15 protein-coding genes and 1 tRNA gene are annotated in these 15,045 nt (G+C 70.6%); 3 read left to right on the plus strand and 13 right to left on the minus strand.

Annotated elements, in window-relative coordinates:
* Positions 1-32: 32 nt before the first annotated feature.
* From GIS00_RS06495 to aceE, 8 genes are all read right to left on the minus strand, one after another.
* Positions 33-1,460 (minus strand): acyl-CoA carboxylase subunit beta, encoded by a 1,428-nt coding sequence (locus GIS00_RS06495; RefSeq protein ID WP_154767416.1) that lies wholly within the window; start codon positions 1,458-1,460, stop codon positions 33-35.
* 21 nt (positions 1,461-1,481) lie between these two features.
* Positions 1,482-2,708 carry a beta-ketoacyl-[acyl-carrier-protein] synthase family protein gene (locus tag GIS00_RS06500; RefSeq protein WP_154767417.1) on the minus strand — a complete coding sequence of 409 codons (1,227 nt, stop codon included), beginning with the start codon at positions 2,706-2,708 and terminating at the stop codon, positions 1,482-1,484.
* A 94-nt stretch (positions 2,709-2,802) separates the two neighbouring features.
* Complete coding sequence (locus tag GIS00_RS06505) at positions 2,803-3,045, minus strand: acyl carrier protein (protein ID WP_322097594.1); 243 nt, start codon at positions 3,043-3,045, stop codon at positions 2,803-2,805.
* Positions 3,046-3,157: 112 nt separating this feature from the next.
* On the minus strand, positions 3,158-4,138 hold the full coding sequence (locus tag GIS00_RS06510) for a beta-ketoacyl-ACP synthase III (protein ID WP_154767418.1): 981 nt from the start codon (positions 4,136-4,138) through the stop codon (positions 3,158-3,160).
* The gene (locus GIS00_RS06515; RefSeq protein WP_407666792.1) at positions 4,135-5,046 is read right to left on the minus strand and encodes an ACP S-malonyltransferase; all 912 of its coding nucleotides are present in this window, start codon (positions 5,044-5,046) and stop codon (positions 4,135-4,137) included. Before GIS00_RS06515 ends, GIS00_RS06510 begins: the two co-directional genes overlap by 4 nt.
* Positions 5,047-5,189: 143 nt before the next feature.
* Entirely contained in the window at positions 5,190-6,389 is a 1,200-nt protein-coding gene (locus GIS00_RS28835) for a PucR family transcriptional regulator (protein ID WP_322097596.1), read from the minus strand.
* Positions 6,390-6,465: 76 nt separating this feature from the next.
* On the minus strand, positions 6,466-6,669 hold the full coding sequence (locus GIS00_RS06525; RefSeq protein WP_154767419.1) for a cold-shock protein: 204 nt from the start codon (positions 6,667-6,669) through the stop codon (positions 6,466-6,468).
* A 277-nt stretch (positions 6,670-6,946) separates the two neighbouring features.
* Positions 6,947-9,838: a pyruvate dehydrogenase (acetyl-transferring), homodimeric type gene (gene aceE, locus GIS00_RS06530; RefSeq protein ID WP_154767420.1), complete on the minus strand. Its 2,892-nt coding sequence runs from the start codon at positions 9,836-9,838 to the stop codon at positions 6,947-6,949.
* A 277-nt stretch (positions 9,839-10,115) separates the two neighbouring features.
* On the opposite strand from aceE, the gene GIS00_RS06535 reads away from it, so the two are divergent.
* From GIS00_RS06535 to GIS00_RS06545, 3 genes are all read left to right on the plus strand, one after another.
* The gene (locus tag GIS00_RS06535) at positions 10,116-10,541 is read left to right on the plus strand and encodes a DUF3052 domain-containing protein (protein WP_322097597.1); all 426 of its coding nucleotides are present in this window, start codon (positions 10,116-10,118) and stop codon (positions 10,539-10,541) included.
* Positions 10,542-11,012 (plus strand): peroxiredoxin, encoded by a 471-nt coding sequence (locus tag GIS00_RS06540; RefSeq protein ID WP_154767422.1) that lies wholly within the window; start codon positions 10,542-10,544, stop codon positions 11,010-11,012.
* Positions 11,013-11,028: 16 nt separating this feature from the next.
* Positions 11,029-11,100, plus strand: a tRNA-Val gene (locus GIS00_RS06545).
* A gap of 307 nt (positions 11,101-11,407) precedes the next feature.
* Here GIS00_RS06545 and GIS00_RS06550 read toward each other — a convergent pair.
* From GIS00_RS06550 to GIS00_RS06570, 5 genes are all read right to left on the minus strand, one after another.
* The gene (locus GIS00_RS06550; RefSeq protein WP_154767423.1) at positions 11,408-12,370 is read right to left on the minus strand and encodes a hypothetical protein; all 963 of its coding nucleotides are present in this window, start codon (positions 12,368-12,370) and stop codon (positions 11,408-11,410) included.
* A complete protein-coding gene (locus GIS00_RS06555) occupies positions 12,367-12,939 on the minus strand; it encodes an RNA polymerase sigma factor (RefSeq protein WP_196073147.1) in 573 nt (190 codons plus the stop codon). Before GIS00_RS06555 ends, GIS00_RS06550 begins: the two co-directional genes overlap by 4 nt.
* On the minus strand, positions 12,939-13,286 hold the full coding sequence (locus GIS00_RS06560; protein WP_154767425.1) for a hypothetical protein: 348 nt from the start codon (positions 13,284-13,286) through the stop codon (positions 12,939-12,941). Before GIS00_RS06560 ends, GIS00_RS06555 begins: the two co-directional genes overlap by 1 nt.
* A gap of 117 nt (positions 13,287-13,403) precedes the next feature.
* Complete coding sequence (locus GIS00_RS06565; RefSeq protein ID WP_154767426.1) at positions 13,404-14,408, minus strand: hypothetical protein; 1,005 nt, start codon at positions 14,406-14,408, stop codon at positions 13,404-13,406.
* Positions 14,405-14,956, minus strand: coding sequence for a sigma-70 family RNA polymerase sigma factor (locus GIS00_RS06570; RefSeq protein WP_196073148.1), 552 nt, complete (start codon positions 14,954-14,956; stop codon positions 14,405-14,407). Before GIS00_RS06570 ends, GIS00_RS06565 begins: the two co-directional genes overlap by 4 nt.
* Positions 14,957-15,045: the final 89 nt, after the last annotated feature.

A 15,045-nucleotide genomic window follows, 5' to 3' on the forward strand; every position in this document is an offset into this window, starting at 1 on the left:
AGCCGCCCTGTCTCCCTGGCTCCCTGTAGCGCCTACAGCGGGATGTTGCCGTGCGCGCCGCGGCCGGACGGGGCGGAGGCGAGCGCCTCGGCCACCCGGCGCCGGGTCTCGGCCGGGGTGATGACCTCGTCCACCACACCGATCTCGATCGCCCGGGCGACGCCGCCGGCCACCTTCTCGTGTTGCTCGGCCAACTGTGCATGCAGCGCGTCGCGTTGGTCGTCCGGAGCGGAGGCCAACTTGCGGCGGTGCAGGATGCCGACGGCCGCCTTGGCGCCCATGACGGCGATCTCGGCGTCCGGCCAGGCGAACACCGCGGTGGCGCCGAGTGACTTGGAGTTCATCGCGATGTAGGCGCCGCCGTAGGCCTTGCGGGTCACCAGGGTCACCCGCGGCACGACGGCCTCGGCGAAGGCGTGCAGGAGCTTCGCCCCGCGCCGGACCACGCCGTCCCACTCCTGGCCGACACCCGGCAGATACCCGGGCACGTCGACGACCACCAGCAGCGGGATGCCGAAGGCGTCGCACATCCGGACGAACCGGGACGCCTTCTCCGCCGAGGTGGAGTCCAGGCATCCGCCGAGGCGCAGCGGGTTGTTGGCGATGACGCCCACGCTGCGGCCGGCCAGCCGGCCCAGGCCGATGACGATGTTCGGCGCCCACTTGGCCTGCAGCTCCTCCATCGGGGAGTCCAGGATCCGGTCGATCAGCGGCCGTACGTTGTAGGCGCGGTTGCGCTGCTCGGGCAGCACGGCGCCGAGCTCCGGGTCGTCGGCCAGGCCGGCCACCCCGGAGATCCCGGGTCGGGAGAACAGCGAGGTGACGTTGCGGGCACGGGCGTACGCGTCGTCCTCGGAATTGGCGACGATGTGCACCACGCCGGACTTCCGCCCGTGCGCCGACGGCCCGCCGAGCTCCTCCATGTCGACCTGCTCGCCGGTCACCGAGCGGACCACGTCCGGTCCGGTGACGAACACGCGGCCCTCCGGCGACATGATCACGATGTCGGTGAGCGCCGGGCCGTAGGCCGCGCCACCGGCGGCGGGCCCGAGGACCACGGAGATCTGCGGGACCCGGCCGGAGGCCCGGACCATCGCGGCGAAGACCTGGCCGACGCCGTCCAGCGCCTCGACGCCCTCGGCCAGCCGGGCGCCGCCGGAGTGCCAGATGCCGATGACCGGGATGCGCTCACGGATCGCCGTGTCGATGGCGTCGACGATGTGCTTGCACCCGCCGGACCCCATCGCGCCGCCCATCCGGGTGGCGTCGGTGCAGAAGGCGATGACCTTCGCGCCGTCGATGCGACCGCGGGCCGCGGTCACCCCGGAGGTGTCGGTCGGGTGCAGCTGCACCACGGTGCCCTCGTCCAGCAGGTGCGCGAGGCGCACCTCCGGCTCGCGGAAGTCGAGCTGCCGCGGGCCGAGCGTGCTCGGGTCGGCGGGTGTGGCGGTGGCGGTCATGAGGCTCCTGGTCGGGGCAGGTCAGGCGGTGAAGATCAGGGCGACGTTGTGCCCGCCGAAACCGAACGAGTCGTTGATCGCGGCGGTGAGCGCGACCTCCCGGTTCTCGGTGGCCACGTCGATCTCGATCTTCGGGTCGAGGTCGATGACGTTGCGGGTGCCCGGGACGATCCCGTCGCGGACGGCGAGCACGGTGGCGATCGCCTCGACCGCGCCGGAGCCGCCGAGCATGTGGCCGGTCATCGACTTGGTGGCGGTGACCACCGGGTGGTTGCCGATGGCCCGCAGGATGGTCTTGCTCTCCGCGACGTCGCCGACCGGGGTGGAGGTGGCGTGCGCGTTGACGTGACCGATGTCGGCCTTGGTCAGCCCGGCCGAGCGGATGGCCTTGGCGATCGCGCGCGAGCCGCCCTCGCCGTCCGGCTCGGGGGCGGTGATGTGGTGCGCGTCGTTGGACATGCCGATGCCGGCCAGGGTCCCGTAGATCTTCGCGCCGCGGGCGACCGCGTGGTCGCGTCGCTCCAGCACCATGATCCCGGCACCCTCACCGAGCACGAACCCGTCGCGGCCGGTGTCGAACGGGCGGGACGCCGTCTCCGGGTCGTCGTTGCGGGTGCTCATGGCGCGCATCTGGGAGAAGCCGGCGACCGGCAGCTGGTGGATGCAGGCCTCGGCGCCGCCGGCGATGGCGATGTCCAGCTCGCCGGCCTTGATCATCGTGTAGGCCCAGGCCATGCCCTCGGCGCCGGAGGCGCAGGCGGACACCGGCGCGTGCACGCCGCCGCGGGACTTCGACCAGAGGCCGATCGCCGCGGCCGGGCCGTTGGGCATCAGCATCGGGATGGTCATCACCGAGACCTTGCGCAGGCCCTCGGTCTCCAGCAGGTCGTCCTGGCCGAGCAGGGTCAGCGCGCCGCCGATGCCGGTGCCGACCACGGTGCCCAGCCGCTCGGGATCCACCTCGGGCGAGCCGGCGTCGGCCCACGCCTCGCGGGCGGCGACCAGCGCCACCTGCTGGCAGCGGTCCAGCCGGCGGGCCTCGACCCGGGGGAGGATCTCGGTGGGCTCGACGGCCAGCGGCGCGTGGATCGCGACGGGCAGGTCGAACTCCTTGACCCAGGAGGCGGTGTTGGCCTTGACACCGATCGTGCCGGCCAGCATCGCCTGCCAGGTCTCCGGGGCCGTACCACCGATGGGGGTGGTGGCGCCGATACCGGTGACGACGACGTCCTGATCCGATGCGCTCATGGTGTTTCCGCTCCTGGTGGGATGGTGACGATCCGCGCCGCCGACCGCGCGCGGGTGGCGCGCGGCCGGGCGGCGGCGGGGTGGTTCAGGTGGGTCAGGCCTTGTTGCGCTCGATGTACGAGACGGCGTCGCCCACGGTCTTGAGGTTCGCGAGCTCGTCGTCCGGGATCTTCACGCCGAACTTGTCCTCGGCCTGGACGGCGATCTCGACCATCGACAGCGAGTCGATGTCGAGGTCGTCGGTGAAGGACTTGTCGGCGCTGACGTCGGCGGCGGGGACGCCGGCGACCTCTTCGACGATCTCGCCGAGTCCGGCAAGGATGTCCTCGTTGCTCACGGTGCTTCCTTTCGGTGGGGTGTTCCCCGCGGGTGTCCCGCGAGGGTGAAGCCGACACCGGTCGCGGTTCGTCCGGTGCGTCGTGCTCGGCCGCATTCTGCCGGACCGGGGCTCACGGGCAGCGGAACACCTGGCCGGCGAAGGTGAGTCCGGCGCCGAAACCCACCGACAGCACCGTCTCGCCGGAGGTGACCTCGCCGGCGGCACGCATCCGGTCCAGTGCGATCGGGATCGACGCGGAGGAGGTGTTCCCGGTGGTCACGATGTCCTTGGCCACCCGCAGGTCCGGCTTCGCGCCGGCGGCGACCAGCTTCTTCGCGATGGCCTCCACGATGCGCAGGTTCGCCTGGTGGGTCACCAGCACGTCGATCTCGGCAAGGTCCACCCCGGCCTGGGCGGCGGCGCGGATCGCCACCGGCGCGATCGCGGTGGTGGCCCAGCGGAAGACCGACTGGCCCTCCTGGTGGATGAAGGAGTTGCGGTCCTTCACGTGGATCGTGTCGGTGAGGTCCTCGGCGCAGCCCCAGGCGACCGGTCCGATGTGCTCGGTGTCGGAGCCGGTGACGACGACGGCACCGGCACCGTCGGCGAAGATGATCGCGTTCGCCCGGTCGGTGGGATCCACCCAGTCGGTGAGCTTCTCGGCACCGACCAGCAGCACGTTGCGCGCCGCGCCGGAACGCACGGTCTGCGAGGCGATCGCCAGCCCGTAGCAGAACCCGGCACAGGCGGCATTGATGTCGAACGCGCCCGGTGCGTGGATCCCTAGCAGCCCGGCGACCTGGGTGGCCGCGTGCGGGATCTGACTGGGCAGCGTGCAGGTCGCGACGATGACCGCGTCGATGTCGGCAGGGGAGAGACCGGCCTCGGCCAGCGCCTTCGCGCCGGCCGCGGCCCCCATCGACGCCACCGACTCGTCCGGGCCGGCGAACCGTCGCTCGGCGATGCCGACCCGGGTGCGGATCCACTCGTCGTTGGTCTCCATCGTCTGCGCCAGGTCGTCGTTGGTGACGACACGGTCCGGGCGGTAGTGGCCCAGCCCGGCGATCCGGGTACCGGTGGGGCCGGTCAGTCCGGCGATCACGGGGCTCATGCCGCGTGCTCGGCGACGAACGCGGCGGCCTTGTCCAGGTCGTCCGGGGATTTGAGGGCCATGGTGGCGACGCCTTTCAGTTCTCGTTTGACCAGCCCGACCAGTGTCCCCGCCGGGGGCAGTTCCAGCACGCCGGTGACGCCCAGGGCGGAGAGGGTGGCCATGCACTCGTCCCAGCGGACCGGGCGGGTCACCTGGCGCACCAGCAGCTGCAGGTAGTCCGCGCCGCCGGCGATCACCGTGCCGTCGGAGTTGGTGAGCAGCGGGCGGTCCGGGTCGGCCGGGGTCAGTGCGCCGACGGCATCGGCGAGGGCCTGCTCGGCCGGGGCCATGAACGAGGTGTGGAACGCGCCGGCCACCTGCAGCGAGATGATCCGGGTGCCCGCCGGCGGCGAGGCGACCAGCTGCGCCACCGCCTCGGTGGACCCGGCCGCGACGATCTGTCCGGCCCCGTTCACATTGGCGCCCACCAGGTCCAGCTCGGCAAGCGCGTCGAGCACCACCTGGGTGTCGCCACCGAGGACGGCGGCCATGGTGGTCGGCGTGAGCGCGCAGGCGAGCTGCATCGCCTGGCCGCGGATGCCGGCCAGCCGAACCGCGTCGACCGGGTCCAGGACGCCGGCCAGGGCGGCGGCGGCGAGCTCGCCGACCGAGTGGCCGGCGCTCACGGTGCCGGCCGGGATCTCCAGCGCCGCGGCGCCGAGCAGGGCGGCGGCGACGACCAGCGGCTGGGTGATCGCGGTGTCCTTGATCTCCTCGGCATCGGCGGTGGTGCCGAGCCGGGTGAGATCGAGCCGGGCGGCCTCGGAGAACGATTCCAGCGTCGAGGCCAGGGATCCGACCTCGATCCACGGGCTCAGCATTCCGGGCTTCTGGGCACCCTGTCCGGGCGCGACGATGGCGAGCACGGTGACCACCCAATCACGGGGCGTCGGGTCCGCGCCGGATGGCCCGGTACCGAATGCCCGGCGCGTCCTTGTAGGGTTCCTACAAACCGGTCAGAGCAAACATCCAACTGGGTGGCATCTGCCGCGGCGCCTGCGGCCGTGGCTCAGTGGGCACGCAAACGGCCGAGCGCCAGCGCGAACCGCAGGGCAGCCCCGTCCCGCGGGCGCCAGGGGTCCAGGCCAGTGACCTCGGTGACCCGGTGCAGCCGGTACCGGACCGTGTTGGTGTGCACGAACAGCTCGCGGGCGGCCGGCTCCAGCGCGCCACCCGCGGCGGCGTAAGCGTCCAGGGTGGCGATCAGCGACCCGCCGGCGGCCACCAGCGGTCCGAACACCTTGTCCCGCAACGTGGCCGCGGCCTCTGCGTCGCCCGCGAGCACCCGCTCGGGCAGCAGGTCGTCTGCGGTCACCCCGCGGGGTGCGGCCGGCCAGGCGTTGACCGCCCGTAGACCCGAGAGTGCCTGCCGCGCCGAGTCGATCGCGCCGCGCAGTCCCGTGCCGACCGGCCCGCGGACCACCGGACCGGGTCCGAACCAGGCGTCGGCGACCTCGTCGGCGACCTTCTGCAGCAGCTCCGGGTCCTCGTCCGCGAGGACGACGATGTACCGGTCGCCGTGCACGCCGGTGAGTGCGGTGCGGCGGTCGGTGCCGGCGGCCGCCTCGCCGGGGGCGCCGACCAGCACGGTGACCGGCAGCGAGACGTCCCAGTTCAGCGCTGCCGCACGGGATTCCACCGCATCACCGGCCTCGCCGCGGACGATGGCATCGACGACCATGGCCTCCAGGCGGTCGTCCCATGCTCCCCGGGTCTCGGCCGCGGCGGCGTAGATCGCAGCGGCGCTGAACGCGACCTCACGCGAGTAGCGCAGCAACGAGTCGGCGACGGCGGCGCGCTCCACCGGATCCTCGACCAAGGCCGGGAACTGTTGCTCGGCCACACCGATCGCGATCCGCACCAGTTCCACGGTGCGCCGCAGCGACACCGTACGGAGCAGTTCGCGGGGGGCCGACCCGAACACGCCGCCGGTGATCCGGAACCCGTCCAGGGCCGGCGTCGACCCGGCCTTGAGCCAGTCGACGAAACCCGAGATCCCGGCCTGGGCAACGATCGTCACCCATGACCGGTGCGCGGCGGAGAGCGTGCGGAACCACGGCAGCCGGTCGTCCATCAGGGCGACGGCCCGGGTGGCCAGCCCACCGGAGGCGCGCTCCAGGCGGGCCAGGGTGTCCGGACCGATCCCGGGCGCGCCCGCGCCGGGATCGGGTGCGGCGGGGGAGTTGCCCGGCGGCGGCGCTGATCTCACCCGCACAGCCTGCCAGTTAGACCACGAGGCCGATACCGACTGGTGTGTCGGTACCGGCCTCGTGGGTGTCGGTCTGTCAGACCGCGGCGACCCCGGTCGCCTGCGGCCCCTTCGGGGACTGCTCGATCTCGAAGGTCACGCGCTGCCCCTCCTCGAGGGACTTGTAGCCCGTGCCGCCGATGGCCGAGTAGTGGACGAACACGTCGCCCGAGCCGTCGTCGGGGGAGATGAAGCCGTAGCCCTTCTCCGCGTTGAACCACTTCACAGTTCCCTGTGCCATGCCTGCTCTCCTCGAGCGTTTGTCCGCGGATTCGCCCCGCGGGGTGGGACACCCCGACCGGGTCCTTCTCCGGCCGAGGGGATGCGCTTTACCCCTTGCAGGAGCCACAGGCACCAGGAGAAGAGCAACAACGGGGGAAACATACCGTGCCGATCCGGCGCTTGGCTATACCCGATCTTCACACGATTCGGTGCCGCCGAAGTGACCCTCCGGCACCACCTGACCTGCACGTCCGGCGGTGACATCGCAGTGACACAGCCGTGATCCGCCCGTCATTTCAGGATTCGCCACCCGCATTCCCGGAACGTCCGGCACTGGCGTCGTGCAACTCGTAACGGGTCGCCGCCTCGGCCGCCGCACCGGCCCGATAGGCGCCGTCGTTCTCCAATGCCGACAGTGCCGCGACGACCATGGAAGGGCCGTCGATGAGGAAATGGCGACGGGCCGCGGCCCTGGTGTCGGAGAAACCGAAACCATCAGCGCCCAGGGCCGTGTACGTGCCGGGCACCCACGGCGCGATCTGGTTCTGCACGGCGCGCTGGTAGTCGCTGGTGGCGATCACCGGTCCCGGGGCGTCCTGCAGCGCCCGGGTCACGTAGGGCAGCGGGTGCTCGCCGGCCGGGTCGAGCAGCTTGGCCCGCTCGATGGTCTCGGCGTCCCGGCGCAGCTCGGTCCAGCTGGTCACCGACCACACCGCGGCATCCACGCTCCAGTCGTCGGCCAGCAGTTGCTGGGCCTCCAGGGCCCAGCGCACGCCGACGCCGGAGGCCAGCAGCTGCACCTTCGCCGTCTCCGGGTCGCCGGTGGCCGGCGAGAGCAGGTACATGCCCTTGACCAGGCCGTCGACGTCCAGGTCAGCCGGCGCCGCGGGCTGCTGGTAGGGCTCGTTGTACATCGTGATGTAGTACGAGATGTCCTCGCCCTTCAGCACTCCCGGGCCGGCCGGGCCGTCGCCGGACGAGTCGTTCGTGTACATCCGGCGCAGGCCGTCCTTGACGATGTGCCCGATCTCGTAGGCGAACGCCGGGTCGTAGGCGACGATGTGCGGCATCGTCGCGGCCAGCAGGTGCGAGTGGCCGTCGGCGTGCTGCAGGCCCTCGCCGGTCAGCGTGGTGCGGCCCGCGGTGGCGCCCAGGATGAAGCCGCGGCCCATCTGGTCGCCGACGGCCCAGAAGCCGTCACCGGTCCGCTGGAACCCGAACATCGAGTAGAAGATGTACATCGGGATCATCGGCACGCCGTGGGTGGCGTAGCTGGTGGACACCGCGGTGTAGGTGGCGGTGGAGCCGGCCTCGTTGATGCCCTCGTGCAGGATGACGCCCTGCTCGGACTCCTTGTAGGCGAGCATCAGGTTCGCGTCGACGGCCGTGTACAGCTGGCCGGACGGGTTGTAGATCTTCTGCGTCGGGAAGAACGAGTCCATGCCGAAGGTGCGGGCCTCGTCCGGGATGATCGGCACGATGCGGTGGCCGATCTCCGGATCCTTGAACAGGTCGCGGACCAGCCGGACGAACGCCATGGTGGTGGCGATCTCCTGCTTGCCGGAGCCCTTGCTCATCACCTCGTAGACCTTGTCGCCCGGCAGCACCAGCGGCTTGCTGGTGACCCGGCGCTCCGGCACGAAACCGCCGAGGTTGGCCCGGCGCTCCTTGAGGTAGCGGATCTCCTCGGTGTCGTTGCCGGGGTGGAAATACGGCGGCTGGTAAGGGTTCTCCTCCAGCTCGGCGTCGATGATCGGCAGGTCCAGACCGTCGCGGAACTCCTTGAGGTTCTGCAGGGTCATCTTCTTCATCTGGTGCGTGGCGTTGCGGCCCTGGAAGGACGGGCCGAGGCCGAAGCCCTTGATGGTGTGCGCCAGGATCACCGTCGGCTGGCCGACGTGCCGCATCGCCGCGTGGTAGGCGGCGTAGATCTTGCGGTAGTCGTGGCCGCCGCGGCGCAGCTGCCAGATGTCGTCGTCGGTCATCCCGGCGACCATGGCCTTGGTGCGCGGGTCGCGGCCGAAGAAGTGGTCCCGGACGTAGGCACCGTCGTTGGCCCGGTAGGTCTGGAAGTCGCCGTCGGCCGTGGTGTTCATCAGGTTCACCAGGGCGCCGTCACGGTCGGCGTGCAGCAGTGCGTCCCACTCGCGGCCCCAGATGCACTTGATGACGTTCCAGCCGGCGCCGCGGAAGAACGCCTCGAGCTCCTGGATGATCTTGCCGTTGCCGCGCACCGGTCCGTCGAGCCGCTGCAGGTTGCAGTTGATGACGAAGGTCAGGTTGTCCAGGCCGTCCAGCGCGGCGACGTGCACCAGGCCGCGTGACTCCACCTCGTCGAGCTCGCCGTCGCCGAGGAAGGCCCAGACGTGCTGGTCGGAGGTGTCCTTGATGCCGCGGTTGGCCAGGTAGCGGTTGAACCGGGCCTGCTGGATGGCGTTCATCGGGCCGAGGCCCATCGACACCGTCGGGTTCTCCCAGAAGTCCGGCATCAGCCGCGGGTGCGGGTACGACGGGATGCCGCCGCCCGGGTGCGAGACCTCCTGCCGGAAGCCGTCGAGATCAGCGGCGGAGAGACGGCCCTCGAGGAAGGCGCGGGCGTACATGCCGGGGGAGGCGTGGCCCTGGAAGAAGACGTGGTCGCCGCCGCCGGGGTGGTCCTTGCCGCGGAAGAAGTGGTTGTAGCCGACCTCGTACAGGCTGGCGGACGAGGCGTAGGTGGAGATGTGCCCGCCGACGCCGATGCCCGGCCGCTGCGCGCGGTGCACCATGATCGCGGCGTTCCAGCGGATCCAGCGGCGATAGGTGCGCTCGATGCCCTCGTCGCCGGGGAAGAACGGCTCCGCCTCGGTGGGGATGGTGTTGATGTAGTCGGTGGTGGTCAGCGCCGGCAGGCCGACGTTCTGCTCACGGGCACGGGCCAGCAGGCGCTGCATCACGTAGCGGGCGCGCTGGGTGCCGTCCGCCTGCACCATCGCGTCGAACGAGGCCAGCCACTCCTGCGTCTCCTCGGGATCGATGTCCGGGATCTGCGCGGCCAACCCGTCCAGGGTCACGTGGTGCCGTGCGGGCTCGCTTGTCGCAGCCAAGGGGGTCTCCTCTGACGGACGACCTTCGCGCTCGCTGGGCGCGGCGGTCGATGGTGGTCGAACCGCACCCCGGGTGGGGGATGCACACCCATCCTTCCCCATCCGGCGCAGTGGTGTGCGCGGGGCGGCGGGGGTGCCCCGGTGCGGTCGGCGGCGCTGCTCGCGGTGGCCGGGTCGGCGTCGGCCGCTGTGCAGGTCAGGGGTCCGGGAGGGGTGGAGCGGTCGGTGGTGTCGGGGGTGAGGGTCATGCTGCGCGGGAACTGCCGGTGGTGGTCGGTGCCCGGTTGCGGGCGGCCCGGGTTCACCTGGCCGCGGCGCTTGTCTAGGGTGGGCTGATCAGCATCGGACTCGGATCATGGGCGAAGGGGAGCGATACACGGTGAGTGGGGCTTCGGGGTCGGCGGCGGTCGCCGCCCGGCTGGGCCTGTCCCAGGGGGACACGGTGGGCGAGATCGGGTACGACGAGGACGTCGACCACGACCTGCGGGAGGCCGTCGAGGACCTGATCGGCAGCGAGCTCCTGGACGAGGACACCGACGAGGTGCTGGACGCCGTCCTGGTGTGGTGGCGCGAGGAGGACGGCGACGTCACCGACGGGCTGGTCGACGCCATCACCCTGCTCGCCGACAACGGCGTGATCTGGCTGCTCACCCCCAAGACCGGCACCCCCGGCTACATCGACGCGAGCGAGATCGGCGAGGCCACCCGGACCGCCGGGCTCGCGCAGACCACCACGGTGCCCACCGGCGGCCCGTGGATGATCGCCCGGATCGCCCGGGCGAAGCAGAGCCGGCCGAGGCGCTAGATGACCATCGCAGTGGGCGACACCGCTCCTGACTTCACCCTCTCCGACGCCTACCGCAACGCGGTGACGCTGAGTTCGTTCCGCGGCGAGAAGGCCGTGCTGGTGGTGTTCTACCCGTTCGCCTTCTCCGGGGTGTGCACCACCGAGCTGTGCGCCGTCCGCGACGACCTGAGCTCCTTCGAGAACGACTCCGTGCAGATCCTGGCCATCTCCACCGACCCGATCCCGACCCTGAAGGCCTGGGCCGAGGTGCAGGAGTACACCTTCCCGCTGCTGTCCGACTTCTGGCCGCACGGCGCCGTGTCCCAGGCCTACGGCGTCTTCTTCGAGAAGGCCGGTATGCCGCTGCGCGGGACCTTCCTCGTCGACACCACAGGCGTCGTCCGCTTCGCCGAGGTCAACCAGCCCGGTGAGGCCCGAGATCAGTCCGCCTGGAAGCGCGCACTGGCCGAACTGGCCCCCGCGGTCTGACACACTCATCCGTCGAGGGCGCGTAGCTCAGCGGAAGAGCACCCGGTTTACACCCGGGCGGTCGGCGGTTCGAACCCGTCCGCGCCCACTTCGGTGCCTCCTCGTCTCCGCTTCTGTGGTGGGGCGGTGCGGGGTCGGGCGTGGTCGGTCTGAGTGGTCGTGTTCCTGGGCCGGCCGGGTACGCCGCGGGCGGGCGCTGCATGGCCTGGGAAAGACGCCGCCCTGGTGTTCGAGAGGTCGGCGACTCCGGGTCCGGTGTTCGAGGGCCGTTTGCCCACCAACTGTGTAGGTATTGGTCCACTGACGGAAAAACCCTGCACTGCAGCCCATTCCCTGGCCATCCATCCGGGTGCTGGGCGGTGGGATGGCCAACGAATGGATATCTGGTCAGCGGTTCAGATTTGGCTGAAGGTCAGCGTGTAGGAGCGAGCAGTGATCACGATGGAGTTCCCCTGCACGGCTCCGCTGATCACGCAGCACCCCGCAAGGGCTGCTGAGGAGATGTCCTCGGGGTTCCTCAACGCATGCAGTAGGTCGGCCAAGGGTGGGTTCGGTGCGGAGGCGCAGTCCAGCGCCGAAGGCACGGCGCCCATCCAGTAGACCAGGTCGAAGGTCAAGTCCGTCAGCGGGACGACTGCGTATGCCGATCCACCACAGGCGTTGTCGTGGATCGTGACGACGCCCGCTTCGATGCGCATCCGGAGAGCTTGAACGTCGGCCAGGGAGGTCGGGCCGCGCACGTCCGACAGGCGCCATTCCGACGGCCCGGTCACGACCGTCCTGGCGTCAGGGTCGTACAGGGACGAAAGTCCGTTGGTCGCCGGCAGGTCGATGACCAGGACATGGTCCACCACCTGGGCGACGACATCGCGCCCGAGAAGGGGGGTCAACATCGAACTCTCGTCGGAGCGGCCGACGCACGGAGGCGCGGCTCCCTCATCAAGGTGAAATCCACGCGCGATAGGTCGCCAGGTGGTTTCGAAGGTCCGGCACGTCGTGTTGAAGCGCGCGGTCCCGTCGGTGCGCAGCAGCAGCGACTCCGTCTGCCTCGAGTGGGGATCCATCTTCGTCCAGGTCACACCAGTGATGCCCGGAGGTGGCGGCTGGGCGGTGGTCGACATCGCGGGAGCAGGCGGAGTCGCCGGCCCCTTGTCGGAAACCACTTGTGGCACAACCACTGCGGCGACCAGCAGGACGACGACAGCCGCGGCGATCAGGGCGGCCGGATGGAACAGGTGCCTTCGTCGACGTATTGGTGCCTGGTTCAGCTCGGCCCGGAGCTGCCGGGTGAAGTCGTCGGATGCGGTGATCACGGCGAACTCGCTCGTGAAGCGTTCCCGGATGTCGTTGTCGGTCATGCCCGTTCCTCCAGGTCCTGCTCGGAGAGGTGTGCCCGGCCCAGGAGATCCAGTGCTTCCGTGCACTGCCGGCGGACGGTACCGACCGGTCGGCGGAGCATCCTGGCGATCTCGGTCGTGGTCAGGTCGGCGTAGTAGCGCAGCACCAACACCTCCCGCAGCCGGTCGGGGAGGGTCGAGAGCTGTTGGTGCAGCACGATCCGATCGAGCACGTCCTGCTGGGCATCGGATCCGTCAGCTCTCTCCGGTGGTTGCGCGACCGGGTCCTCCGTCGCGATCCGGCGACGGCGCAGTTGGTCGTGATGCAGGTTCACCAGGGCACGTCGCAGGTACGCCCCCGGGCTGGTCGGAGGCGGATCTGGCCACGCCCTGATGCAGCGCAGCATCACTTCCTGGACCAGGTCCTCGGCCGCCACCATCCGGCCGGTCAGTGCGGCTGCGAGTCGGAGCAGGCCGTGGCGTTCCGCCAGCAGCACCTCGACGAGTTCACCCCGCCTGTCGGCCGCGCTCCGCGGTGTCCGGTCCACAACTCCGTAGACGAGCGGCGGCTCCCAAGCGCTCGCCCCCATCAACGGAGAGCATGTCGACGCGCTGACCATGCCCAGCTGCACAGCGCCGCCACGGCGCAGGAAGCGGCGCCGACCCCGATGATCAGGATGATCGCGCCGACGACGAACAGGCCGGACTCGTCGTTCGGCGCTGTCTGCAGCAACCACGCCGCCAGCACGACGACCGTGACGGTGATCGCGACGGACCACCACGCGAGGACGGACGTCGCAGCGATGACCACGACGAGAAGCGCAGCGCACAGGGCGATCAGCTGAGCCGTCGACGGATGGTCGGCGCGCAGCCAGATCGCGCACGCGGCCGCCGTCGCGGCGGCGGCGCCGACCACCGAAAGAAGTCGCATCCTCATCGGCCGGTGCTGCGGCAGTCGATTCACGGTCGGGCCCCTCCGGCGACGTGGTGATCCGTTCCTACCGTAGGGCGGGCGTTCCCCGCTGGAACATCGGCCGGAGACGACCGGTGGCAGCTACTCCTGTGTATAGGGCGGTCCGAGTTGGATCACGAAGGGACCGCCCGAATGTCCGTCGCAGGCGGTGCCGGCGAGGTTCGCTTCGGTGTACCCGCCGCCGACGCTGATCTCTTCCCCGGACCTGGCGACGACCTGCTTGATGTCGGACACGACATAGAGCTCCCCGCCTGCGGACCAGCCGGCGTAGCCGCTCGGCCAGACGAGCGCCGCACCATCCGGACCAACTGTCGCGCAGCCGTTGTCGTCGACATCGAGCCGACCCAGCAGGAGCGCTCCCATGCCCGCCTCGCCTACCCGCCAGGCGGAGGTCGGCAGCGTGATCGGTGTGGCGGGTGAAACGGTCCCGTTCTCGATGCTCACGAACTGCCACTCCGAGACGACCCCGTTACCGGTGGCGGTGGAGTCGATCACGGCGGCCCAGCTGCCGGGTTCCGGTTCGATGCCGGAACACCACTCGACCGACGTCCCGAAGCCCAGTTCCAGCCGTTCGCCGGCGGTCACCGACCGCAGGCCGAAGGCGAGATTGTTGACCGTGCTTGCCCCGACGACCTTCCAGTCCCGGATGAGTACCAGGTTGGCCCCGCCCTCCAGCACTTCCAGTTCCACGGTTCCGGAGTTCACGAGATCGAACTTGCCGGTTGCCAGGTCGAAGGAGCCGGTGGCACCGTCCGTCCCGGCAGGCAGCGGCAGTCCGCAGTACGGATGGATGTCCCCGCCGACGGGTCCGGCAGCGGCGCTGGACGTCGCGAAGTGTGAAGCAGACGGGGCGGACGAGGTCACGGTTGCGGGAGGAGTTGCCGGTCCTGAATCGGACACCACTCTCGGCACCACCACAGCAGCCACCACCAGCAGCACGACCACAGCTGCCGCAGCAAGGTAGGGCAGGGGGTTCCGGCGGGATCGCCGCTGGTCGGCGGCCCACTCGCGGAGGGTGTCGGTCGGCGGAGCGGGGTCGGCGCGGTCGCGCATCAACTGGGCGAGGTCGTTCTCGAATCCGTTCACTGCTGCTCCACGGGTCGGTCGGAGGAGGCCAGGCGGTTTGGGCGGGCCGGACGTACTGTGCCCAGGGCGTCGAGATGCCGGAGGGTGGCGAGCCCGCGCGCAGCGAGGCTACGGACGGTCGTGCGGCGACAGCCCAGGATCCGGGCGATGTCCGGATCGGCCAGATCCTCGAAGTACCGGAGCACCAGGACCGCGCGCTGCCGGTCGGGCAGGGTCATCAGGGAGGTCCAGACCAGGTCGGCATCGACGATCCGGTCGGCCGGGTCATCGATCGTCCGCTGTGGTTCCGGGAGCCGGCCCGAGACTGTGGGCATCAGCCGGACCAGGCGGCGGTGCCCGGAGATGTGGGCGTGGACAACGGCCTTGCGGGCGTAGCGGTAGGCGTTCTCGCTGTCGGCGTCGAGCCGCACCCTCGACCGGAGCAGATGCAGCAGCGCCTGCTGCACCAGGTCCTGGGCGGCGGCGTGTTGGTGCGTCAGCTGCAGGGCCAGGCGTAGCAGCCGGTCGCCCGACGCCGTCACCAGCCGCTCCAGTTCGTCCGGTCCCACCACACCCCCTCGCCCTGCGGATCTCCACACTCCATCACGCCGCGAGGTCGTCGAACTGTTGCAGCGACCCCGGAGCAGCGGATCGTCGA

This window comes from Nakamurella alba, assembly GCF_009707545.1.
Classification (GTDB): domain Bacteria; phylum Actinomycetota; class Actinomycetes; order Mycobacteriales; family Nakamurellaceae; genus Nakamurella; species Nakamurella alba.

Excerpts from the sequence above, each read along its gene's own strand:
- GIS00_RS06495 (WP_154767416.1), bottom strand. The coding sequence starts at position 1,460 with ATGACCGCCACCGCCACACCCGCCGACCCGAGCACGCTCGGCCCGCGG.
- GIS00_RS06500 (WP_154767417.1), bottom strand. The coding sequence starts at position 2,708 with ATGAGCGCATCGGATCAGGACGTCGTCGTCACCGGTATCGGCGCCACC.
- GIS00_RS06510 (WP_154767418.1), bottom strand. The coding sequence starts at position 4,138 with ATGAGCCCCGTGATCGCCGGACTGACCGGCCCCACCGGTACCCGGATC.
- GIS00_RS06525 (WP_154767419.1), bottom strand. The coding sequence starts at position 6,669 with ATGGCACAGGGAACTGTGAAGTGGTTCAACGCGGAGAAGGGCTACGGC.
- aceE (WP_154767420.1), bottom strand. The coding sequence starts at position 9,838 with ATGGGGAAGGATGGGTGTGCATCCCCCACCCGGGGTGCGGTTCGACCA.
- GIS00_RS06540 (WP_154767422.1), top strand. The coding sequence starts at position 10,542 with ATGACCATCGCAGTGGGCGACACCGCTCCTGACTTCACCCTCTCCGAC.
- GIS00_RS06550 (WP_154767423.1), bottom strand. The coding sequence starts at position 12,370 with ATGACCGACAACGACATCCGGGAACGCTTCACGAGCGAGTTCGCCGTG.
- GIS00_RS06555 (WP_196073147.1), bottom strand. The coding sequence starts at position 12,939 with ATGGGGGCGAGCGCTTGGGAGCCGCCGCTCGTCTACGGAGTTGTGGAC.
- GIS00_RS06560 (WP_154767425.1), bottom strand. The coding sequence starts at position 13,286 with ATGAGGATGCGACTTCTTTCGGTGGTCGGCGCCGCCGCCGCGACGGCG.